The sequence below is a fragment of the Rhizobium sp. 62_C5_N11_2 genome (genome assembly GCF_051811185.1).
GTDB classification, from domain to species: Bacteria; Pseudomonadota; Alphaproteobacteria; order Rhizobiales; family Rhizobiaceae; genus Rhizobium; species Rhizobium leguminosarum.
This window is the reverse complement of the sequence record NZ_JBPWPW010000001.1, coordinates 1709487-1731349: the sequence shown is the minus strand read 5'-3', so window position 1 is coordinate 1731349 and position 21863 is coordinate 1709487. Positions and strand designations below refer to the sequence as shown.

The following is a 21863-nucleotide window of genomic DNA, read 5'->3' as shown; positions in this document are numbered from 1 at the left end:
CGCGGTCAAGCGCGGCCAACCTGCGGGTAAAGGTCAATTGTGGCCAAAAGCCGGGTCTTGGGATCGCCCGGTCGGGCCGCCTCAGTTGCCCGGCGTCCAGGCGTCGTAATCGCCGGTGACGCGTGGACGCTCGCCCGGAACCGCGATGGAGCCCGGTGGACGATAGGCCTGCGGTGAACCGGTATGGTTGGGACGGTGCGGCTTTTGCCATTCCTTGGCGACGTAGCTCTCCTTGGAAGGAGGAACATCGGTGCGATGATGCATCCAGCCATGCCAACCCGGCGGAATGGCGGAGGCTTCGGCATAACCCTTGTAGATCACCCAGCGCTTCGGCAGACCGTAGGAAGACATGCCGCCTTCGTAATAGACGTTGCCGAATTCATCCTCGCCGACGCGCTTGCCAAAACGCCAGGTCGCAAAACGCGTGCCCATCGTCTGACCGTTCCACCAGGTAAAGGTCTGAACCAGAAGATTCCACATGTCTTTTCCTTGTGCCCGCCAGATGCGAGCCAAACCAGAATTCGTTTCCTCGCTTATGCCGTCGCCAAGGCGAATTGTCCAGCGATTCCACGACAGCCACGGGTCATTTCAAAGCCATCTTAAAGCCCAGATGCGAGGGCTTGAAGCCCAGCCTTTCATAGAAACGATGGGCATCCCTACGCACCGCATTCGAGGTTAGGGCTACCCGCCTGATACCGCGGCCTTTTGCCTCGGCAATGGCGAACTCGATCATCGCGGCACCGACCCCCTGCCCGCGCATATCGGCACGCGTCTGCACCGCCTCGATGATCATCGCCGAGGAGCCACGGCCAGTGAGCGACGTGGTCACCATCGTCTGGAACGTGCCGACCACCTCGCCGCCGCGCTCTGCGACGTAAAGTGTCTGGTCGGGCGAAGCCTCGATGACGGCAAAGGCCCCGAGATAATCCGGGAAGGCTTCAGCTTCCGTGGTATCGCCATGACCGCCAAGCGCATCGGCGGCAAACATTGCCACAAGCGCCGGCAGATCTTCCCTGCTTGCCTTGCGAATGAGAATGTTGGGCAACTCGACCACCACGGCCTCAATGCCCTTCGAGCGGCTTTTCAAAGATCAGCGCCGGAATGCCGGATTGCCCGGCTCCGCTATTCTCGTTGCGGCCGACTTCGGTGAAGCCGTGCGAGAGATAGAAGGCGATCGCCGCCGCATTCTGCGGTTCGACTTCGAGACGCATGATCTCCGCATCCGGGAAGCAGGTTTCGAGCTCGGCAAAGATATCGCGGCCGATGCCTTGGCGCTGCAGCGCCGGCCTGACGTAGAGGAGATGCAGGATGACCGTCTTCGTCAGTGCCTGCGACATTGCCGCATAACCCATGCCGCCGATATTGCGGCCGTCGTCGGCAACGAGGAATTCGGCATCCTTTCGCACGAGGCGCGCCTTCAGCGCCGCCGGCGAAAAGAGATGGGCGATCAGATCCCCCACCCTGGCTGCGCCATGAAGGCCGTCATAGGTGGCGTGAAAGCTCTCCGCCAGGAGGGCGCGCACCTTCTCCAGGTCGCGCTCACCGGCAGTGCGGACGAAATACACCGCTTATTCCTCGATGCCGAGCTTCGCCTTGACGAGGGCCTGGACAGCCTGCGGATTGGCCTTGCCGCCGGTCGCCTTCATCACCTGACCGACGAACCATGCTGCCATGGTCGGCTTCGCCTTGACCTTTTCGACCTGATCGGGATTGGCGGCGATGATCTCGTCCACGGCCTTTTCGATCGCGCCGGTATCCGTCACCTGCTTCATGCCGCGCGCCTCGACGATATCAGCGGGATCGCCGCCTTCGGTCAGCACGATCTCGAAGAGATCCTTGGCGATCTTGCCGGATATGGTTCCCGCCTTGATGAGATCGATGATGGCGCCGAGCTGGGCCGGCGAAACCGGCGTCTGCTCGATATCCTTGCCGGTCCGGTTCAGGGCGCCGAGCAGATCGTTGATCACCCAGTTGGCGGCCGTCTTGCCGTCACGGCCTGCGGCGACGGCTTCGAAATAATCGGCAATCGCTTTTTCGGAAACGAGCACCGAAGCATCATAGATCGACAGGCCGAGCTCGCGCACGAAGCGTACCTTCTTGTCGTCAGGCAGTTCCGGCAGATCGGCTTCGAGCGCCTTGATGAAGGCATCGTCGAATTCAAGCGGCAGCAGATCCGGATCGGGGAAATAACGATAGTCGTGCGCATCTTCCTTAGAGCGCATCGAACGCGTCTCGCCCTTGTTCGGATCGAAAAGGCGGGTCTCCTGATCGATCTTGCCGCCTTCCTCCAGAATGCCGATCTGGCGACGGGCTTCATATTCGATCGCCTGTCCGATGAAGCGGATGGAGTTGACGTTCTTGATCTCGCAGCGCGTGCCGAAACCCTCGCCCGGGCGGCGGACGGAGACGTTGACGTCGGCGCGCATCGAACCTTCGTCCATGTTGCCGTCGCAGGTGCCGAGATAGCGCACGATCGAGCGCAGCTTGGTCATATAGGCCTTGGCCTCGTCGGACGAGCGCATGTCGGGCTTGGAGACGATCTCCATCAGTGCGACGCCGGAACGGTTCAGATCGACATAGGACATGGTTGCGTGCTGGTCATGCATCGACTTGCCGGCGTCCTGCTCCAGATGCAGGCGCTCGATGCCGATCTCGATATCCTCGAACTGGCCCTGACGGTCCGGCCCGAGCGAAATGACGATCTTGCCCTCGCCGACGATCGGATCCTTGAACTGGGAGATCTGATAGCCCTGCGGTAGGTCGGGATAGAAATAGTTCTTGCGATCAAAGAGGGAGCGCTTGTTGATCTGGGCTTTCAGGCCGAGGCCGGTGCGAACAGCCTGCTTGACGCATTCCTCGTTGATGACGGGCAGCATGCCGGGCATGGCTGCGTCGACCAGCGAGACGTTCGAATTCTGCGGCTTGCCGAATTCCGTCGAGGCGCCGGAGAAGAGCTTCGAATTCGACAGCACCTGGGCATGGACTTCCATGCCGACGATGACTTCCCAGTCGCCGGTGGCGCCGGGGATGAAGCGTTTCGGATCAGGCGTGCGGACGTCGACAAGGGTCATCTGATGCTCTTTGCAGGCTGTTCTTTTCCACTGGTGAGGTAAAGGAAATGGTGTGCCGGTGCAAGGCTTTCGCCGTGGTCCGCATCACGGTTTTGCCGTTCGTTAACGGAGCCACGCTAGGGTTTCCCGATGACGATGATCGATATCCTCAAATCGGCCTTGCTGTTTCTGACGCTGAACCTCTTGGTGTTTTCGATCTATTTCATGGACAAGCAGGCGGCGCGCCACGGCAGGTGGCGCATCAGCGAGCGCACGCTTCTCATCCTTGCGCTGATCGGCGGCAGCCTTGGCGCGCTGGCTGCACAGCAGTTGCTGCGGCACAAGACGAGAAAGGAGCCGTTCCGGTCAATCCTGGCGGCGATCCTGATCCTGCACGGCGCACTAATTGCTGTGCTGGCGTTCCTGCCGCAATGGAGCCCTCTCCTTCTTTAGGATTCTTGAAGCATCAGAATTCCAGCCCATAGCCACCTTGGCCATCCGAAACGAGCTGTTTCGTCAGTCCAACGGAGGGCACGTCTCGGTCGAGCTTCGGATTGTAGGCAACCGAGAGCCAGTGAATGCTGTAGCCGTGCTTCTGGAAGAAGCCGATCGCCTCGCTATTGCCGGAATGGGTCTGCATCGCCGCCTTCTCGAGGCCCTGATCGGCGATCTCCTTTTCGATGCGGACGAGAAGGGCCGAACCGAGGCCCTGGCGGGTGAAGGCGGGATCGATCCAGAAATCCGAGATGGTTTCGTCCAATCCCTCGCGCGCCGCCCAGCCTGCGACCTGGCCGTTCTGCTCGACAACGGTGATGGTCAGCCAGTCGTTTTCTACGAAGTTCCGAAAGGCGTTGCGCGCTGCATCGATCATCGCGTCCGATTCGCCGATCGACGCCATCGCATTTTGCCAGGCCCTGAGCCCGATCTCGCTCAATAGCTCCGCTTCACCGTCGCGGGCATTGCGAATGTGGATCAACGACACCTCCGCGTTACCCTTCAACTAGACCATTGAGTCGCGGAATTTACCAGTACCTCCAAAGGGATGATCGGCCAAAAGTAAGGTTTTCGACTGGTTTTGACCTGAGACCACGCTCTTGACCGAATTTTCCGGGCTGAATAATAAACCCTATCGAGGTGTTTTATGTTGAGCCTGCCTGAGACCCGGTAAAGGCCCTGCCCGCAAGTTCGCTTGCGCGCATGGGCCCGAAAAACGAAGCCCTGACGTTCGAATGAGCGCCAGATCGTTTTTGTGCGCCCTGCCGGGCGCGACACCGGATCTCAACACATGGACATTTCTCGCACGGAGCAGCGCATCCTGCATCTCATGGCCCAGGGCGGGCGCATTGAAATTACCCGCGACGACGACAGGAAGATCGAAGCGGTCAGTTGCTTCACCCGCGACGGCTGGGTCTATCCCGGCGTCGACCTCGATCTCTTCCGCAGGCTGAAGCGGCTAAGGGCAATCAAGTCCTCAGGCGGCCAGCCCTACCGGATCACCGAAAGAGGGCTGAGGCTGGTTAGGTCACAGCTGAACAACAGGTAATAGTGGCACTCCTGATCGCGTCTCAAACGGGCGCGGTCAGGGTGTCGCCTCAAGCCTTTGCAGAGAGTTCCGTCCGCATCGCCGACCACTCGTCGGCCATCGAGCCCGTGCCGCGCGTCTTGCCGGCACGGCGATACCAGTAATCGGCGTTCCAGTCATCACCCTCGATGCGATGGCAAAGGGCGTGCCCCCAGTCGAACGGCTGTTCGCCTTCGTGGCGCTGGCAGATGTCGTGGAGCGCCTGCCAATCCGGGCCTATGGTGAAACCGCCGGCAGCGAGGCGATCAGCTGCCTCGATCAATTGCGCAAGATCACTGTTCGCCATGAGACCTCCTTGCTGGTTCCCGTTATCGGTCAGCCAACCGCTTCTCCAGATGCACTTTTTCAAGTTCCACGCCCATGCTCTTGGAATATTCGCGGCCGCGCCAGACGATGATGAAACCGCAGCGTTCGTAGAGCCGGATCGCGCCCTCATTCCCGGCATGCGTGTCGAGCCTGGCAGTCGCCAGCCCCTCTGCCGCCATCACCTCGCACAAATGAAGCAGGATAGCCCGGCCGACGCCCTTACCCTGATGATCGGGGTGTACCCAGAGGTCGGACACATAGTTCGGTTCGTTTTCACGCGCGCCCCAGCCGACGATCGTCTCGCCCCGTTCGGCAATGAAGATCTCACCTTTCGTTTCCTCAGGAAAGATGGCGAACTCGTGCAGCACCCTGGCAATCACATCGGGATCGAGATAGCTGTCCTCGAAGGCATCGCTGGCGGCCCATGCGGCAAAGCCGACGGCGCCGACCGCTTCGTGGTCGGCAGCCGCTATCTTTCGGATTGTTAGCTCCGTTACCACCACTTGGCCGGCGTAAACCGGCCGGCCGCCTGCTCGATGACATGGGCGGTCTTGAAGAGGGTTTCCTCATCGAAGGGCTTGCCGATCAGCTGCAGGCCGAGCGGCAGGCCCTTGTGATCGAGACCGGCCGGCACGGCGATGCCGGGAAGGCCTGCCATGTTGACCGTCACCGTGAAGATGTCGTTCAGATACATCTTCACCGGATCGGCGGCGAGGTTCTCATCGGCAACGCCGAAGGCCGACGACGGCGTTGCCGGCGTCAGGATGGCGTCGACGCCGGCGTCGAAGGCCAGTTCGAAATCGCGCTTGATCAGCGTGCGGACTTTCTGGGCGCGGATGTAATAGGCATCGTAATAACCGGCCGACAGCACATAGGTGCCGATCATGATGCGGCGCTTGACTTCTTTGCCGAAGCCCGCGGCACGGGTCTTCTCATACATGTCGACGATATCCTTGCCGTCGACGCGCAGGCCGTAGCGCACGCCGTCGTAACGCGCGAGGTTCGAGGATGCCTCGGCCGGAGCGACGATGTAATAGGCCGGAAGGGCGTATTTGGTGTGCGGCAGCGAGATGTCGACGATCTCGGCGCCGGCATCCTTCAGCCAGGCGATGCCCTGGCGCCAGAGGGTTTCGATCTCGTCGGGCATGCCCTCGACACGGTATTCGTTCGGGATGCCGATTTTCATGCCCTTCAGCGATTGGCCGAGAGCTGCTTCGTAATCCGGCACCGGCAGATCGACCGACGTCGTGTCCTTTGCGTCGACGCTTGCCATCGACTTCAAAAGGATTGCGGCATCGCGCACGTCGCGGGCGATCGGGCCTGCCTGGTCGAGCGAGGAGGCAAAGGCGACGGTACCCCAGCGCGAGCAGCGGCCATAGGTCGGCTTGATGCCGACGGTGCCGGTGAAGGCGGCCGGCTGGCGGATCGAGCCGCCGGTATCGGTCGCGGTGGCGCCAGCGCAAAGATGGGCGGCGACGGCTGCGGCCGAACCGCCGGAGGAGCCGCCGGGCACGAGTTGCTGGTTGGAGCCTGCGGCGCGCCAGGGATTGATCACCGGGCCGTAATAGGATGTTTCATTCGACGAACCCATGGCGAATTCGTCCATGTTGAGCTTGCCGAGCATGACGGCGCCGTCATCCCAGAGGTTCTGCGTGACGGTCGATTCATAACGCGGCTCGAAACCATCGAGAATGTGGCTGCAGGCCTGGGTGTGAACGCCGACGGTGGCAAAGAGATCCTTGATGCCGAGCGGAATGCCTTCGAGTTCGCCTGCCTTGCCGGTGGCGATGCGCTGGTCGGAGTTCTTCGCCATGACGCGGGCGAGATCCGGCGTGACCTTTATATAGGCGTTCAGCCGGCCATTGGCCGCATCGATCGCCGAGATATAGGCTTCGGTCAGCTCGATCGCGGTGATTTCCTTGGCGCGCAGCTTCTGGCGGGCTTCGGCAATGGTCAGGCTGGTGAGTTCGCTCATCGTGTTTTCGCTTCAGATCTGGAAATGGCAACAGGGTCGGAAAGAGGCTTCGAAGCCTTATTCGACGACTTTCGGCACCAGGAAAAAATTGTGGTCGGTGACGGGCGCATTGGCGACGATATCGGCTGCCTTGCTGCCGTCGGTCACCTCATCGGTCCGCTTCTTCATCGCCATCGGGGTAACCGACGTCATCGCCTCGACGCCGTCGACATTAACTTCGGAGAGTTGCTCGACGAAGCCAAGGATGCCGTTCAGCTCGCCGACCATGCGATTTGCCTCGTCCTCGGAGACGGCAATACGGGCAAGGCGGGCGACGCGCTTCACGGTGGCAAGATCGACGGACATGGCATTCTCCGGATAGGATTTTTCCTACCCGCTATAAAGGCCATGTCCGCCTGACGCAACGGGGTTTCGTCAGATCGACAGGCTCTCGGAAGGCTTGATCGCCCTCACATCCGTCTGCGATCCCTCCATGCCGGCAATGAATTTTTCGGCCGTCTGATCGATGATCGGGAAGGTGCCGTAATGGCAGGGGATCGCGGTCTTGAAGTTGAAATAGCGCCGGCAGGCAAGTGCTGCCACCGCGCCGCCCATGGTGAAGCGGTCGCCGACCGGCACGAAACCGATATCGGGCTGGTGCAATTCGTTGATCAGCGCCATGTCGGAGAAGATATCGGTATCGCCCATGGCAAGGATCGAGGCTTCGTCGTCGAAATGCAGCATCAGGCCATTGGCGTTGCCGAGCGCATGCGAGACGCCGTCCTCAGTGATCTGGGCGGAGGAGTGCAGTGCATTGGTGAAGGTCGCCGAGAAACTGCCGAGCGCGATCGTGCCGCCGGTATTGCCCATCTCGATATTGTCGACGCCCTTGGAGCCGAGCCAAGCGGCGAGATCGGCATTGGCGAGAACGACGGCGCCGGTTTCCTTGGCGAGTGCCACGGTATCGCCGACATGATCGCCATGGCCATGCGTCAACAGGATGTGCGTGATGCCTGCGGAAACATCCTTGATATCCTGGCCGGAAAAGGAGGCGTTATAGCTGAGGAATGGGTCGAGCAGGATCTTCGCCTTTGATGTCTCGATGCGGAAGGCGGAATGGCCGAGCCAGGTGATCTTCATGAAATGTCTCCTTTATTACGTGATGCAAAGCCGGTTTCGATGCCACATCAAAGAATGAGGACATGATGTCGCCCGAAAACCGCTCACACTTTTCGGCGTCATGCCCTAAGGACATATCTTATGCGGCCGCAAAGAAAAGCGGCGACGACTTCAATTTGTTTTGACGGGATGAAACGGCGATGACGGTTCTGACAATCGAGGAAATGGCCGAGACGCTTGCCCCGCGACAGGCAATTGCCGGCCTCGATCTCGGCACCAAGACGATCGGGCTTTCGATGTCCGATCTCGGGCGGCGCTTCGCCACGCCGCGCACGGTGATCCGCCGCGTCAAGTTCACCATCGATGCCCAGGCGCTGCTCGACTTCGCGATAGCGGAAAAGGTCGCAGGCTTTATCATCGGCCTGCCGATGAACATGGATGGATCAGCAGGTCCGCGCGTGCAGGCAACGCGCGCCTTCGTGCGCAATATGGAGCAGAAGACGGCGCTGCCTTTTGTCTATTGGGATGAGCGGCTATCGACGGTCGCCGCCGAACGGACGCTGCTCGAAATGGACGTCTCGCGCGCCAAGCGGGCCGACCGGATCGATTCGGCCGCCGCAAGCTTCATCCTTCAGGGCGCGCTCGACAGGCTTTCCTTGCTGGCAAGGTCTGATGGAGATGAATTCAGCGCCTGACGCGCCTTCCACCAGGCGATGATCGACTTTCGCTTCCGCAGGCCAAGGATGGCGAAAACGACGAGGCTGTCCACCGCGATCGCGCGGGCAACGAGCGGCGGGATGGTCTCCGGCGGAATGCCGAGCGCCTTGCCGTAAAGCTCGAAGGTCAGGTCATGAACCTGCCGCGTGAACATGAAGATGCCGAAACTCATGTCGTAATAGGAGAGCCAATACCATCCGCCCAGAAAGACGATGGGGCCGGCCCAGAAGATCAGAAACCACTTCATGCGGCCTCTCCTCCATGCTTGCGCGCCACGGGCAGATCGAGAGAGACCAACCAGGTCGACAATGCCATAATGCAAAGCACCAGCGTCGGAATTGCGATATCCAGCGCCAGGACTGCGAAAAACATCATCGCCGTCACCAGAAACGCGGCTTTAGCGATCTTGGTTGCCATGGGCGTCAACTCGGGGCTCTACTCATACATCTCTGCTCACCGCCACACTGTCGGCTTAACCAGCCCTGCGCAATGTAAACCATTTGTTAGGGTTAACGCAGGCCCGCCCCCCTGTGGATGAGTAGATCTCAGCCGTAGACGCCGCGCACGATGCGCTTCAGCGCCGTCGCCGCCTTCTCCCAGTCCTTTGATGTCTTCAGCGACAGGCCGGCGCACTGCCCGCCGGCTGCGGCGGCCAGCACGAGGTGCTGGATCGCAGCGATGATGACGGCGTTGACCGCTGCTGCATCCACGCCCTTCGGCGGCGCCAGCGAGCCGCGCATGCGCTCGAGCCAGAGGGCGAGCGCCTTCGAACGCGCTTCCGACAGCCGCCTCACCTGTTCGGTGTTTTCAGAAATCTCCCAGGCGAGGATGCGGCGCATCAGCGGATCGTTTCTCAAGGCGTCGAGGAGGAGAAGCGACAGCCGCTCCATCAGGTCGCCATAGGTGAGCAGGAACATGCCGCCGGCGTCTTCCGGGATTCGATCCTTCACCCATGTGCCGAGATCGGCGCCGATCGCCTCGACCAAGCCGTCGAGGCCGCCATAGTAGCGATAGATCAGCTGCTTGTCGCAACCAGCGCGGCGGGCAACCGCATTGATGCCGAAATTCTGGAAGCCTTCCTCGGCCAGCAGGCCCTTGGCTGCGGCAAGGATTGCGCGCTCGGTGGCGCCGCGATCACGCACGCGCCGTTCCGGCTCTCCGTCGACCCCGGGTGAATTTTCAAGATTTACCGCTTCATTCAGCATGACCGACCCTTCCCCGCTGTCACCAATCGGTGAGTAGCGGGGAGGCTTCATGCAATCAATCCTATCCCTTTGGGAAGATTGTGGATATTCTAGCCGGACCGTTGATTGTCCGTCGAACGGATGTGGAAAGCTGCACGCTGGACTGATCGGATCTGTCTAGAAATCTCGTCCTGGCGGTTGATCGTGATGGACGAACCCGGCATAGCTGCATTATGAACAAATCTAACAATCTCCGCTAAGGCCCTGCAATGGTGAACTATATCGAAGCCTCTACCGCGCCCCCGAAGAATACGGGCGCCATCCGGCTTTATGACGCTGAAGCATTCGAGGGTATGCGCAGGGCATGCCAGCTGACCGCGCGCTGCCTCGATGCGCTTGCCGACATCGTCAAGCCCGGCCTGCTGACTGATGAAATCGACCGGTTCGTCTTCGATTTCGGCATGGATCATGGCGCCTATCCGGCGACGCTGAATTATCGCGGTTACACAAAATCGACCTGCACTTCGATCAATCACGTCGTCTGCCACGGTATTCCGAACGACAAACCGCTGCGTGACGGCGATATCGTCAATATCGACGTCACCTTCGTGCTCGACGGCTGGCATGGGGATTCCAGTCGGATGTATCCCGTCGGCGTCGTCAAGCGTGCTGCCGAGCGGCTGCTCGAGGTCACCTATGAATCACTGATGCGCGGCATTGGCGCCGTCAGGCCCGGCGCCCGCACCGGCGCGATCGGCGAGGCGATCCAGACCTATGCGGAAGCCGAACGCTGTTCGGTGGTGCGCGATTTCTGCGGCCATGGCGTTGGCCGGCTGTTCCACGATTCGCCGAATATCCTGCACTACGGCCGCGCCAACGAGGGGCCGGAGCTGCGCGAAGGCATGATCTTCACCATCGAGCCGATGATCAACCTCGGTCGGCCGCATGTGAAGGTGCTCGCCGACGGCTGGACGGCGGTCACCCGCGACCGCTCGCTGTCGGCCCAGTACGAACATACCGTCGGTGTCACCTCCGATGGCTGCGAGATCTTCACGCTGTCGCCGGGTGGGCTCGACCGCCCCGGTCTGCCATCGCACAACGGGTGACGATTCGATGGCGAAAGGCCCCGTTTCGACATCTTCCGACGACGAGCTGCCTTTCGAGACGCAAGAGCCCATTGCCGCCGACGAACGCTCATTCTTTGGCGGACGACCGCAGAAACCGTCCGCACCAAATGCCAGGACCGCCCTGCCCGCTTCGCTTGCCGGCCATGAACATTATCATGGCCATCGCGAGCGGTTGCGTGACCGCTTCCGTGAGCTGGGCGACACCGCGCTTGCCGACTACGAAATCCTCGAGCTGCTGCTTTTTCGCCTGATCCCGCGGCGCGACACCAAGCCGATCGCCAAGGCGCTGATCGAGCGGTTCGGCTCGCTCTCCGGCGTCTTCGGTGCGCCTGCGGCGCTGCTGACCGAGGTAAAGGGCGTCGGCGAGGCCGTGGCGCTCGACCTGAAGCTGATCTCGACTGTCGCCCACCGGACCTTGAAGAGCGAGCTCAGGAGCAAGCAGGTCCTGTCTTCGTGGTCTTCGGTCATCCAATATTGCCATGCCGCCATGGCGCACGAGACACGCGAACAGTTCCGCATCCTCTTCCTCGACAAGCGCAATGTGCTGATCGCCGATGAGGTGCAAGGTCGCGGCACGGTCGACCACACGCCGGTCTATCCGCGCGAGGTGGTGAAACGCGCGCTCGAGCTTTCGGCAACGGCGATGATCCTGGTGCACAACCATCCGTCCGGCGACCCGACACCGTCGCGCGCCGACATCGACATGACGAAGGTGATCATCGATGCGGCCAAGGCTCTCGATATCACCGTCCACGACCACGTCATCATCGGCAGGGATGGCCATGTCAGCCTGAAGGGGCTGAAGCTGATCTGAAAGGCACAGGTCCGGCGGAATCGGCGGCTGTAAAACAATCTGTAACATTGACCGGCTAACGATGGACGGGCGACATTTTGCGTCGCAAAATGATTCCTTTCCAATCCGGGGCTTGATGATGCTTCAGTACGATCTCGTTGTGGTGGGCAGCGGTCCCGCAGGGCGCCGCGGCGCGATCCAAGCGGCAAAACTCGGCAAGAAAGTGCTTGTCATCGAGCAGGGCAAGCGCGTCGGCGGCGTGTCCGTGCACACCGGCACCATCCCCTCGAAGACGCTGCGCGAGACCGCACTTAATCTTTCCGGCTGGCGCGAACGCGGCTTCTACGGCCGGTCTTACCGCGTCAAGGAAGAGATCAGTGCAGATGACCTGCGCCGCCGCCTGCTGATTACGCTCAACCACGAGGTCGAGGTGCTTGAACACCAGTTCGCCCGCAACCGCGTGCAGCATATTCGCGGCAAGGCGAGCTTCATCGATGCGTCGACGCTGCAGGTGATCAAGGATGACGGTGAGACCACGCAGGTCACCGGCGCCAGCGTGCTGCTTGCCGTCGGCACAAAGCCTTTCCGCCCCGATTACATACCCTTCGACGGCAAGACCGTGCTTGACAGCGACGAACTGCTCGACATCCAGGACCTGCCGCGATCGATGGTTGTCATCGGCGCCGGCGTCATCGGCATCGAATATGCGACGATCTTCAGCGCGCTCGACACGGCTGTCACCGTGATCGACCCGAAGGCGACAATGCTCGACTTCATCGACAAGGAAATCATCGAGGATTTTACCTACCAGCTGCGCGACCGCAACATGAAGCTGCTGCTCGGCCAGAAGGCCGACAAGGTGGAGACGCTTGAGAATGGCAAGGTCGAGCTGACGCTCGACAGCGGCCGGCGCCTGACGACCGACATGGTGCTTTTCGCCGCCGGCCGCATGGGGGCGACCGATGCGCTGAACCTTCAGGCCATCGGCCTCGAAGCCGACAGCCGCGGCCGTCTCAAGGTCAATCCGGAAACCTTCCAGACATCGGTTGCCAATGTCTATGCCGCCGGCGACGTCGTCGGCTTTCCGAGCCTTGCCTCGACCTCGATGGAACAGGGCCGCATCGCCGCCCGCGTCGCGATCGGCGCGGTCGCCAAGGAACCGCCGAAATATTTCCCCTACGGCATCTATGCCGTGCCGGAGATTTCGACCTGCGGCCTGACCGAAGAAGAGATGAAGGAGCGCGGCATTCCCTATGAATGCGGCATCGCCCGCTTCCGCGAGACGTCACGCGGTCATATCATGGGCCTCGACACCGGGCTTTTGAAGCTGATCTTCTCGCTGAAGACGCGCCGCCTGCTCGGCGTGCATATCGTCGGCGAAGGCGCCACCGAGCTGGTGCATATCGGCCAGGCGGTGCTCAATCTCAAAGGGACCGTCGAATATTTCGTCGAAAACACCTTCAACTACCCGACGCTCGCCGAAGCCTACAAGATCGCCGGGCTCGATGCCTGGAACCGGATGGGCGACATCAAGTCGGAACTCTAAGTCCGTCGCGTAGACAGCAAATCCGGGAACGACATTGCGCATCATTTCGCTGAACGCATGGGGCGGCAGGCTGCATGAGGCCCTGATTACCTACGTCACCGAGGCCGATCCGGATGTGCTGTGCCTGCAGGAGGTGCTGCGGGCGCCGGGTACGGGCTGCGGCTGGTCGGTCTATCGGGACGGCGATGTCGAGTTGCCGCAGCGCTTCAATCTCTTTACCGAGATCAGCGCCGCCCTGCCCGGCCACGACGGCTTCTTCTGCCCGACCTCGAAAGGCGAGCTTTTCGATGGCGATACCGTCATTGTCGCCGAATTCGGGCTGGCGACCTTCGTGCGCAAAACCCACTCCGTCATCGCCCAGGGGCTGGACTTCGTGCATGGCCGTTTTTCCGCTGATGGCTGGGGCGAACATCCGCGGCCGCGAAACGCCCATTGCATCCGCCTCTTCAGCCATGAGCATGCTTCAACCATAACTATCGCCCACATGCATGGCCTGCGCGATGCCGCAGGCAAGGGCGATACCGCAGCGCGCGACGAGCAGGCCGTAGCGCTGATCAGGCTCATCGAGCGCGTCTGGCCGGGCGACGAAAGGCTCGTCGTCTGCGGCGATTTCAACGTGCTGCCCGACAGCTCGACCTTTACGATTCTTGCCAGACTCGGGCTTTCCGATCTCGTCACCGGATACGGCCTTGTAGACACGCGAACCTCCTACTTCTGAAGCAGGGCCGCTTTGCCGACTACATGCTGGTGACACCGGAGGTGAAGGTTGCCAAATTCGAAGTGGTCGTGGCGCCCGAAGTCTCCGACCATCGCGCATTGCTGCTCGATATCGGGTAGTATATTGAGGAATGATACACTTCGCGGAGCGTTTGCGCGCCGTGCCGTTTTTTACGCCTTAGTTTGACCTCCTAAATCGCCTTGATGTGTCGTGCCTGCTATATGCCTTCAACGCCATTTTGCCTTCGGGCAAAAGCTTCTAAAGAAAGATAGATACTCTTGTCCCATGTCTTAGAAGCTGCGCGCCGACGTTTTCAGCTGATCCTGATCAAGCCGTCGCATTATGACGATGATGGCTACGTCATCCGCTGGTGGCGGGCGATGATCCCCTCCAATTCGCTTGCGGCTCTTTACGGCATCGCCGCCGAATGTGCCGAGCGCAAGGTGCTCGGCGACGATACGGCGATCGACATCACCGTGATCGACGAAACCAACACCCGGATCGATGTCGCCGGACTGCTGGCGCAGTTCAAGCGCCACGACAATTTCGGCATGATCGCACTCGTCGGCGTCCAGACCAACCAGTATCCGCGCGCCCTCGATATCGCCCGGCCGTTCCGAGATGCCGGCCTGCCGGTTTCGATCGGCGGCTTTCATGTTTCCGGCTGCCTGTCGATGCTGGATGGCAAGGCGGTCGGGCTCGACGCCTGCCGCGACATGGGCATCTCGATGTTTGCCGGCGAGGCCGAGGGCCGGCTCGACATGGTGCTGCGCGACGCCGCCGCCGGCGAACTGAAGCCGCTCTACAATTTCATGAACGACCTTCCGGGCATCGGCGGCACGCCGGTTCCCTTCCTGCCGAAGGACAATATCCAGCGCACGCTCGGGCTCAGCACCAGCTTCGATGCCGGGCGTGGCTGCCCCTATCAGTGCTCGTTCTGCACCATCATCAATGTGCAGGGACGCAAGTCACGCTTCCGTTCGGCCGACGACGTCGAGAAACTGGTGCGGATGAACTGGGCGCAGGGCATCCACAAATTCTTCATCACCGACGACAATTTCGCCCGCAACAAGGATTGGGAAGCGATCTTCGACCGGCTGATCGAGCTCAAGGAGCGGGACGGCATTCCGCTCGGCCTGATGATCCAGGTCGACACGCTCTGCCACAAGATCCCTAACTTCATCGAGAAATCCAGACGCGCCGGTGTCACCCGCGTATTCATCGGCCTCGAAAACGTCAATCCGGACAATCTGACCGCCGCCAAGAAGAACCAGAACAAGATCACTGAATACCGCAAGATGCTGCTCGCCTGGAAGGCACAGGGCATCATGACGCTTGCCGGTTATATCTTGGGCTTCCCGGCCGATACGCCGGAATCGATCCGCCGCGACATCACGATCATCCAGGAAGAGCTGCCGCTCGACGTCATCGAATTCTTCATCCTGACGCCGCTGCCCGGTTCCGAGGACCATCAGGTCCTATGGAAGAAGGGCATCGAGATGGATGCCGATCTCAATATCTATGATGTCGAGCACGTCTGCACCGCGCATCCCAAAATGAGCAAGCAGGAATGGGAAGACATCTACCACGAGGCCTGGTCGCTCTATTATTCGCCTGCTCATATGAAGACGCTGCTGCGCCGTGCCGTGGCGACCGGGGTACCGCTCGCAAGGCTCGTCAAGGTTCTCGTCTCCTTCGCGACCACCGTGCCGCTGGAAAACGTGCATCCGCTGCAAAGCGGCCTGCTGCGCCTGAAGACGCCGTCGGAGCGGCGCCCGGACCTGCCGCGCGAGAATCCGCTGGTCTTCTGGCCTCGTTTTGCCTGGGAAACCTTCAGAAAACATGCTTCGCTCGCCGGCACGATCATTGGCTTGACGATTTCGGCATTCCTGATTTCAAGGGATGCGAAGTCGAAGACCTATATGGATCAGGCCCTGACGCCTGTTGCCGACGACGAAGAAGAAACGCTCCACCTCTTCACACAGACCGCCGGCGGCGCCGCAGCCGTCAGCCATGTCAGGAAAGTCGCGCAACTGACAGCGCATTGAGCGGTAATTCTTGAACGCCGGATGACGCCCAAAAACATGGGCGGCATCAAACTCTAAGCCAATGCATGTCGATAAAGCGCGTCGCTTGAATCAAGTTTGACAACGCGCTTTGAAGACTCCGACTTTGGTGGCCTTTTAAGCGACTTGGATCATCTGGGTCGTCTCGGCCACTTGCAGCGTGTCGACGAATTCGACGATCTTGACGGGTTTCCCATCTCGGAAATGGATCTTGTCGACGAATTCCGTATGGAAGCTCACGCCCGATGGGATGTGCCTGACCTCGCCTTCGCGGTGGGCAAAGACCATATGCTCATCTTCGTCCACATAGATGCCGGCTGTCCTTATATTCGATAGATCCCACACTGTGATAAGCTGGGTTATCGCTTGGCGAAAAGCATGCCCGCTTGCTTCAGTCGAAAAAGGCGCCAGCCGTGTATTGCCGACCATGCGAAAGGTGCAACCCTCGCCGATCAGCGCCAGTGTAGCTTCGACATCGCCGCGGTCACGCACAGCATAGATTTCCTCCACGAGCTTCTTCATGTCATGCTTTGCAGTCATTTTCCGGTCCCTCCACCATCAACGAAATCTGCATCTAATTATACTTAAATGCAACTCTTTGTTGTTCAGAATGAATAAACACAATGGAGTAGGCGGCGCGAATGAAACTGCCCTGGATAATAGAAAAAGGCCCCGCACGATGGCGAGGCCTTCCAAACTTTACTGCATGATTCCTTAAATCGGAATCCGATTTCAGGATGCAGCAATTCAAAGTGTTACAGCGTCCTTTGCGCGTCTAAAAAGACGCGCGGCGCTGTAGGACTGAAAAGCGATTATTCGGCGCTTTCGTCAGCCGCCTTCTTCTTCGGAGCAGCCTTCTTCTTCGGTGCGGCTTCTTCGCCTTCACCGGCGTCAGCTGCTTCTGCCTTGGCGGCAGCCTTTTTCTTCGGCGCGGCCTTCTTGGTCTCGGCCTTCGCCTCGCCTTCTTCCTCGGCGAGCAGCTCTTCCTTCGTCACCTTCTTGTCGGTGACGTCGATTTCGGTCAGCAGGTGATCGATGACCTTCTCTTCGAAGATCGGTGCGCGGATCGAAGCGGCGGCACCCGGCTGGCTGCGGAAGAATTCGAGGATCTGCTTTTCTTGGCCCGGATACTGGCGCAGCTGATCGTAAATGGCGCGCTGCATCTCGTCTTCGCTGACCTCGACGCCGGCCTTTTCGCCGATTTCGGAGAGAACGAGGCCGAGGCGAACGCGGCGCTCGGCGAGCGTCTTGTATTCCTCGCGAGCCTTCTCCTCAGTCGTGTCTTCGTCTTCGAAGGTCTTGCCGGACTGGGCGAGGTCGTTGTTCACCTGGCTCCAGATGCCGTTATATTCGGCGTCGACGAGCGAGTTCGGAGTCTCGAACTTGTACATCTCGTCGAGCTGGTCGAGGATCTGACGCTTCAGCTTCTGGCGGGTCAGCGAGCCGTACTGCGATTCGATCTGGCCACGGACGATTTCCTTCAGGCGATCGGCCGATTCGATGCCGAGCTTGGAGGCGAGTTCGTCGTTGATCTCGACATCGGCAGGTGCTGCGACTTCCTTGACTGACACGTCGAAGGTCGCTTCCTTGCCGGCGAGGTTTTTGGCCGGGTAGTCGGCCGGGAAGGTCACGGTGATGGTCTTCCCAACGCCGGCCTTGACGCCGACGAGCTGGTCTTCGAAGCCCGGAATGAAGCGGCCGGAGCCGAGCACCAGTTCGGCGCCCTGGTCGGTGCCGCCTTCGAAGGCTTCGCCGTCGACCTTGCCGACATAATCCATGGTGATGCGGTCGCCGTTCGCGGCCTTGCCGGTCTTGGTCTCGTAGGCGCGGGCGCTTTCGGCGACCTTCAGGACCTGCTCGTTGACTTCGTCGTCCGAGATGTCGATGACTTCGCGCGTGACCTTGATGCCCTTGACCGACTTCAGTTCGATCGGCGGCAGAACTTCATAGGAGAGCGTGAATTCGAAATCCTGCTCGGCAGCGAGGATCTTGTCGGCTTCGTCCTTGTCTTCCGTCATGGCGATTTCCGGCTGCGTGGCCGACTTCTCACCGCGGCTGGACAGGATCGCGGCCGGCTGCTCGCGGACGATCTCGTTGACGAGGTCGGCCATGATCGACTTGCCGTAGACCTTCTTCAGGTGAGCAGCGGGTACCTTGCCCGGACGGAAGCCGTTGATGCGAACCTTGTCCTTCACATCGGCAAGACGCTCATTCATCTTGTCTTGCATGTCCTTGGCCGGGATAACGACCTTGATTTCGCGCTTCAGCCCTTCAGCGAGCGTTTCGATAACCTGCATGTCTTCCTACCTTCATTTCGTGGCGGCCGTGCCCAGACGCCGTTCGTTTCGATGAGCACGACGCCGGCGATCCTGCCGCGCGTGGCTTTTCCCAATTCCTGTATCATTCCGCCCAAAGGGGAACGGCACTCGCGGGGTGTTCGGGACAACTCTCGGCTGCCCTAAGCCAACCGATTTCAGTCTCCCGCCTGCAAACAGCTTGGTGCGGGTAGAGAGACTTGAACTCCCACGCCTTGCGGCACCAGAACCTAAATCTGGCGTGTCTACCAATTTCACCATACCCGCGTTCACAAAACCGCATGCCTATGCCTGCGCATGAGGCCTTCCGGAGCGCGGCGTCTCTATATCACCCGATTTGGTCGAGGCAAAGGAAAAATGAACGGCAAATGACAGGGGACCTGCGGCCCTGCAGCCGCCCTCCTCCGAAGCGCCGTCGGATCAGTAAAGCGGCTCGTCGTAAACCGGCTTGCCGTCAACGAGAAGGCTGCGGATTTGCGCGCTTCCATCAGGCGAGACACGCACCGATATTGCGACATTGCCGTCGTTGCGGGCCTCCTCGATCGGCTTGCCCTTGCCTTCAGGAACGTAGTAGCGCTCGATGCCGTATTCGACACGCATGTTGTCGCCGGCGGCAAGTGCGCCACTATAAAATGGCAGGCTGCGCAGGATCACCGTCTCCGGCTGCGGAGGCAGCTCGTGGAAGGACGATTCGGTGACTGTCCAGAAACCGTCCTCCTGCTTCTTCAACCGAACCCATAACACCCGTTCGCCAACCTCGGCCGGAATCCCGCCGGAAACCGTCTGAACCGGCACTGAGGAAATGTCGTAGTTCAAGACGACATAATCGCCGCGCAAGAAATCGCGCGGATCGACGGGCGCCGTCTTCAACAGCACCTCGGCGCCGTTGCTGAGGATCGACGCCCGGCTCTGGATGATCGTGCCGAGGATAAGGGTCTGCAGACCGGCGACGATGATGGCCGAAAGCAGATAGCCCTTGCCGGATTGCAGCTTTGCCATGAACGAGCTCATGCGCGCTCCCCCTGGGCATTCGCCGAAAAACGCCGTTCGAGACGGATGACCATCCAGGCGACCAGCGCGACCACGAGACCGGAGAAAAGGAAGAGGCTCGACGTGCCGAGGATGGAGCCGACGGTGACGGAGGCGAGATAAAGCATCTCGGCGGCAAAGGTCGCATAGGCGAGATATCGCACCGCGCCGTTATCCCTGCCGTGCAGGGCGATCGCCAGCACGGAAGCGGCAAGCGTCGCCACTCCCAGCACCACCAGCCGCCAGCCATCCTCGATCTCGATATGCAGCAGCAGGAAGCCGATTACAGCGACAAGGAAGCTGTAGAAGGCCGGAGCCGCACCGGCGCTCCTGATCAAGGAGGCGATACGCGGGAGCGGCACCGCCGTCAGGACAAAGGCCGCCATTCCGCCGATCGCGAAGGCTAGCGCCACGGCGATCTCCTCATAAAGAGTATAGAGCCAGGCGAGCCAGCCGATCAGCAGCAGATAGGCCAGATGGCGAGCCCGCTCGGCGCCGGTATACCGCACCAGCCCGATGACGATCACCGCCATGAGAGGCGCCATCCAGGGATCGAAGCCTATCCAATGTGTGTCGTTGTTCTCAAGATAGACGGCGAAGGACGCCCAGGAGAGGAAGCCCGCGACGACTGCCACGGCACCCGAACGGAACAGGATTGCCGAGATCGTCGCGATCGCGAACCAGAGATACATCACCGTCTGCTCGTCGCCGGAAAGGTGATACATCTGCCCGACCAGCGAGATGGCGCCGCCGAAACTCATCGCGCCGATGACCAGCAAGCCACCTGCGGCCGCTGTCGCGCCGCGGGCAAGCATCCGGGCAGCGGCGATATGCACCAACCAGATCAGGGCAAGGATGCCGCCGACGCGGACAAGGCGCGGGATAGCTTCCCAGTTGGAGGCGACGACCAGCAGGATGGCAGCGGCAAGCAGCACCGCCGCCAGCGCCATCAGCACCCTGCCGAGGCTGAAGCTTGCAGGGCGGCTGTCATATTCGGCGAGAAGCGCACCTGCCGTTTCCTGCCCGAGCAGGCCCTTGCCCACCCAGAGCGAGAGATCCCGCTCCAATCTGCCGCGATACATGCTCAACCCCCTGATTTCCGGAACGTCGACTGCGGCGCTGCGGCTCACGCCGTTATAGACGCAGCACGGGCGTTCGCAAACGCTGTTGCGACAAACATACAAGTTCCTCATTGGTCTAAATAGTATCGACTGTTAACCGGCCGCTAACGGCAGAAGCGCTAATATAAGCTTATGGACGGAGAGGCATGCGATCCTTGCATATCCCCCATGAATTTATTGCACTGCACAATACTCATTAGTCATACTATTGATCAGAACATCGAAGCGCGGGGATGGCGGCCCGGCTCCAGCCGGATGCCCGCGGATGCTTTGTCCGTGACGAGATTCGCAGCTGCGCACTCCTCCTCCCAGCGCGTTGCGATAGACTGGCAACACTCCTCCTCCCAGTTGTCAGTCACCATCACACGCCCGCCGGATCCTCCCCCGGCGGGCGTTTTTGTTGAGCCAAAGCTTATTAAAGCATTGATGGTTGGAGGATTTTCGTCGTGTGACGCCGTCAATGCCACATTGTCGTGACACCTCCCCACCAACCCCGTGAACAGATGCGCGACTTCCGATCCGAAGCGGAACGCCTCTTTGTTGCAGAAGGACGGGCGGAACTGGCGGAGGGAGCGGCGTTTTCCGCTGCGGCACCCCATTCGCCCCTCCAAATCGACCTGCTCTCCTAAAAGTCATTCTGCCTATTCGTTGACCAAATAACGGTAAGTCTGCGTCAAATACCCTTTGAGCATTGCATCATTTGCATGGGTGATCTGAAAACTTGGCTGTTTTAGTCTTTCGCGCCGCAACATATATTCCGGTCATCAAATAGAGGTCAGCGCCGATCGGTGGCTGCTGGCAGATGAAACCCTCGGAAAGGGGCTTAACATGAACTTCTCTCGCTCTTTCAATAACTGGCGCAAGTATCGTCAGACCGTCACGGAACTCGGCCGCATGACCAACCGCGAATTGCACGATCTCGGCATCGACCGTTCGGACATCCATCGCGTTGCCCGTGAGGCTTCTTCCCGCTAATTCAAGGCGATCGCCGCTCCTCCCAAGCACGATTGTTCTCGATCGAAACGCCCGCTGTACCCACAGCGGGCGTTTTCTTTTGTCTGCACGTGGTGGCCGCGGCGGTTGCATGTTTTTCCGCTTGATTAGCCCGCTCAAAAAATATTCACCGCCTAATTGTCGAGCATCACATTGCACAATTGCATGGCAGACGCCTTTTATTTGCACTGCACAATCGGACTGATATCGCCTATATAAACATCAACCGCAGAGAGACAGGCG

The 21863-nt window shown here is 60.2% G+C and carries 26 protein-coding genes, 1 tRNA gene and 1 pseudogene; 9 read left to right on the top strand and 19 right to left on the bottom strand.

From position 1 onward, the window contains the following. Positions 1–81: 81 nt before the first annotated feature. From AB8B31_RS08815 to gatB, 4 genes are all read right to left on the bottom strand, one after another. Positions 82–480 carry an NADH:ubiquinone oxidoreductase subunit NDUFA12 gene (locus tag AB8B31_RS08815; protein WP_018241831.1) on the bottom strand — a complete coding sequence of 133 codons (399 nt, stop codon included), beginning with the start codon at positions 478–480 and terminating at the stop codon, positions 82–84. Positions 481–583: 103 nt separating this feature from the next. Further along, positions 584–1057, bottom strand: a complete 474-nt coding sequence (locus AB8B31_RS08810; RefSeq protein WP_047622362.1) for a GNAT family N-acetyltransferase — start codon at positions 1055–1057, stop codon at positions 584–586. Between the two features lie 4 nt (positions 1058–1061). After that, positions 1062–1565 carry a GNAT family N-acetyltransferase gene (locus AB8B31_RS08805; protein ID WP_018445599.1) on the bottom strand — a complete coding sequence of 168 codons (504 nt, stop codon included), beginning with the start codon at positions 1563–1565 and terminating at the stop codon, positions 1062–1064. Between the two features lie 3 nt (positions 1566–1568). Further along, positions 1569–3071: an Asp-tRNA(Asn)/Glu-tRNA(Gln) amidotransferase subunit GatB gene (gene gatB, locus AB8B31_RS08800; RefSeq protein WP_028732034.1), complete on the bottom strand. Its 1503-nt coding sequence runs from the start codon at positions 3069–3071 to the stop codon at positions 1569–1571. 129 nt (positions 3072–3200) lie between these two features. Between gatB and AB8B31_RS08795 the strand changes: the two genes are divergently transcribed. Next, complete coding sequence (locus tag AB8B31_RS08795) at positions 3201–3503, top strand: DUF1294 domain-containing protein (protein WP_018445601.1); 303 nt, start codon at positions 3201–3203, stop codon at positions 3501–3503. Positions 3504–3516: 13 nt separating this feature from the next. Here AB8B31_RS08795 and AB8B31_RS08790 read toward each other — a convergent pair whose 3' ends face one another. After that, complete coding sequence (locus AB8B31_RS08790) at positions 3517–4026, bottom strand: GNAT family N-acetyltransferase (RefSeq protein WP_003558950.1); 510 nt, start codon at positions 4024–4026, stop codon at positions 3517–3519. Positions 4027–4335: 309 nt separating this feature from the next. On the opposite strand from AB8B31_RS08790, the gene AB8B31_RS08785 reads away from it, so the two are divergent. Continuing rightward, positions 4336–4593, top strand: a complete 258-nt coding sequence (locus AB8B31_RS08785; RefSeq protein WP_018241825.1) for a YjhX family toxin — start codon at positions 4336–4338, stop codon at positions 4591–4593. 49 nt (positions 4594–4642) lie between these two features. Here AB8B31_RS08785 and AB8B31_RS08780 read toward each other — a convergent pair whose 3' ends face one another. The 5 genes from AB8B31_RS08780 to AB8B31_RS08760 all read right to left on the bottom strand — a co-directional run bounded on the left by AB8B31_RS08780 (position 4643) and on the right by AB8B31_RS08760 (position 8032). Further along, positions 4643–4918: a hypothetical protein gene (locus tag AB8B31_RS08780; RefSeq protein ID WP_018445602.1), complete on the bottom strand. Its 276-nt coding sequence runs from the start codon at positions 4916–4918 to the stop codon at positions 4643–4645. Between the two features lie 22 nt (positions 4919–4940). Further along, positions 4941–5441 carry a GNAT family N-acetyltransferase gene (locus AB8B31_RS08775; RefSeq protein WP_050565061.1) on the bottom strand — a complete coding sequence of 167 codons (501 nt, stop codon included), beginning with the start codon at positions 5439–5441 and terminating at the stop codon, positions 4941–4943. After that, on the bottom strand, positions 5432–6913 hold the full coding sequence (gene gatA, locus AB8B31_RS08770) for an Asp-tRNA(Asn)/Glu-tRNA(Gln) amidotransferase subunit GatA (RefSeq protein WP_018445604.1): 1482 nt from the start codon (positions 6911–6913) through the stop codon (positions 5432–5434). The genes AB8B31_RS08775 and gatA overlap by 10 nt, the downstream gene beginning before the upstream one ends. Positions 6914–6970: 57 nt before the next feature. Continuing rightward, on the bottom strand, positions 6971–7258 hold the full coding sequence (gene gatC, locus AB8B31_RS08765) for an Asp-tRNA(Asn)/Glu-tRNA(Gln) amidotransferase subunit GatC (protein ID WP_003558942.1): 288 nt from the start codon (positions 7256–7258) through the stop codon (positions 6971–6973). Between the two features lie 69 nt (positions 7259–7327). After that, positions 7328–8032 (bottom strand): metal-dependent hydrolase, encoded by a 705-nt coding sequence (locus AB8B31_RS08760; protein WP_028732035.1) that lies wholly within the window; start codon positions 8030–8032, stop codon positions 7328–7330. 179 nt (positions 8033–8211) lie between these two features. Here AB8B31_RS08760 and ruvX point away from each other — a divergent pair, with 179 nt between their 5' ends. After that, entirely contained in the window at positions 8212–8706 is a 495-nt protein-coding gene (gene ruvX, locus AB8B31_RS08755) for a Holliday junction resolvase RuvX (RefSeq protein ID WP_112902808.1), read from the top strand. On the opposite strand, the gene AB8B31_RS08750 is transcribed toward ruvX, so the two are convergent. The 3 genes from AB8B31_RS08750 to AB8B31_RS08740 all read right to left on the bottom strand — a co-directional run bounded on the left by AB8B31_RS08750 (position 8643) and on the right by AB8B31_RS08740 (position 9933). After that, entirely contained in the window at positions 8643–8975 is a 333-nt protein-coding gene (locus tag AB8B31_RS08750; RefSeq protein ID WP_018445606.1) for a DUF6105 family protein, read from the bottom strand. The two genes, ruvX and AB8B31_RS08750, sit on opposite strands and share 64 nt — an antisense overlap. Then, entirely contained in the window at positions 8972–9145 is a 174-nt protein-coding gene (locus AB8B31_RS08745; RefSeq protein ID WP_018445607.1) for a hypothetical protein, read from the bottom strand. Before AB8B31_RS08745 ends, AB8B31_RS08750 begins: the two co-directional genes overlap by 4 nt. A 128-nt stretch (positions 9146–9273) precedes the next feature. After that, the gene (locus AB8B31_RS08740; protein ID WP_018445608.1) at positions 9274–9933 is read right to left on the bottom strand and encodes a TetR/AcrR family transcriptional regulator; all 660 of its coding nucleotides are present in this window, start codon (positions 9931–9933) and stop codon (positions 9274–9276) included. Between the two features lie 248 nt (positions 9934–10181). Between AB8B31_RS08740 and map the strand changes: the two genes are divergently transcribed. The 5 genes and pseudogenes from map to AB8B31_RS08715 all read left to right on the top strand — a co-directional run bounded on the left by map (position 10182) and on the right by AB8B31_RS08715 (position 16144). After that, a complete protein-coding gene (gene map, locus AB8B31_RS08735; RefSeq protein ID WP_018241817.1) occupies positions 10182–11018 on the top strand; it encodes a type I methionyl aminopeptidase in 837 nt (278 codons plus the stop codon). A 7-nt stretch (positions 11019–11025) separates the two neighbouring features. Continuing rightward, a complete protein-coding gene (radC, locus tag AB8B31_RS08730; protein WP_026230553.1) occupies positions 11026–11853 on the top strand; it encodes a RadC family protein in 828 nt (275 codons plus the stop codon). Positions 11854–11971: 118 nt separating this feature from the next. Beyond that, the gene (gene sthA, locus AB8B31_RS08725; protein WP_026188372.1) at positions 11972–13378 is read left to right on the top strand and encodes a Si-specific NAD(P)(+) transhydrogenase; all 1407 of its coding nucleotides are present in this window, start codon (positions 11972–11974) and stop codon (positions 13376–13378) included. Between the two features lie 34 nt (positions 13379–13412). Further along, a pseudogene (locus tag AB8B31_RS08720) lies at positions 13413–14215 on the top strand (endonuclease/exonuclease/phosphatase family protein). A gap of 159 nt (positions 14216–14374) precedes the next feature. Further along, complete coding sequence (locus AB8B31_RS08715) at positions 14375–16144, top strand: B12-binding domain-containing radical SAM protein (RefSeq protein WP_047622263.1); 1770 nt, start codon at positions 14375–14377, stop codon at positions 16142–16144. A gap of 135 nt (positions 16145–16279) precedes the next feature. Here the strand turns inward: AB8B31_RS08715 and AB8B31_RS08710 are convergent, their stop codons facing one another. From AB8B31_RS08710 to AB8B31_RS08685, 6 genes are all read right to left on the bottom strand, one after another. Then, positions 16280–16702 (bottom strand): nuclear transport factor 2 family protein, encoded by a 423-nt coding sequence (locus AB8B31_RS08710; protein ID WP_131703290.1) that lies wholly within the window; start codon positions 16700–16702, stop codon positions 16280–16282. A gap of 272 nt (positions 16703–16974) precedes the next feature. Continuing rightward, positions 16975–18459, bottom strand: a complete 1485-nt coding sequence (gene tig / locus AB8B31_RS08705) for a trigger factor (protein ID WP_131703289.1) — start codon at positions 18457–18459, stop codon at positions 16975–16977. A 200-nt stretch (positions 18460–18659) separates the two neighbouring features. After that, positions 18660–18744, bottom strand: a tRNA-Leu gene (locus tag AB8B31_RS08700). Between the two features lie 153 nt (positions 18745–18897). Beyond that, positions 18898–19488, bottom strand: a complete 591-nt coding sequence (locus AB8B31_RS08695) for a GDYXXLXY domain-containing protein (RefSeq protein ID WP_131647057.1) — start codon at positions 19486–19488, stop codon at positions 18898–18900. Continuing rightward, positions 19485–20588: a DUF2157 domain-containing protein gene (locus AB8B31_RS08690; RefSeq protein WP_018445612.1), complete on the bottom strand. Its 1104-nt coding sequence runs from the start codon at positions 20586–20588 to the stop codon at positions 19485–19487. The genes AB8B31_RS08695 and AB8B31_RS08690 overlap by 4 nt, the downstream gene beginning before the upstream one ends. A 251-nt stretch (positions 20589–20839) precedes the next feature. Continuing rightward, positions 20840–21226, bottom strand: coding sequence for a hypothetical protein (locus tag AB8B31_RS08685; RefSeq protein WP_165548381.1), 387 nt, complete (start codon positions 21224–21226; stop codon positions 20840–20842). Between the two features lie 229 nt (positions 21227–21455). On the opposite strand from AB8B31_RS08685, the gene AB8B31_RS08680 reads away from it, so the two are divergent. Further along, positions 21456–21602, top strand: coding sequence for a DUF1127 domain-containing protein (locus tag AB8B31_RS08680; protein WP_010067591.1), 147 nt, complete (start codon positions 21456–21458; stop codon positions 21600–21602). Positions 21603–21863 lie beyond the last annotated feature (261 nt).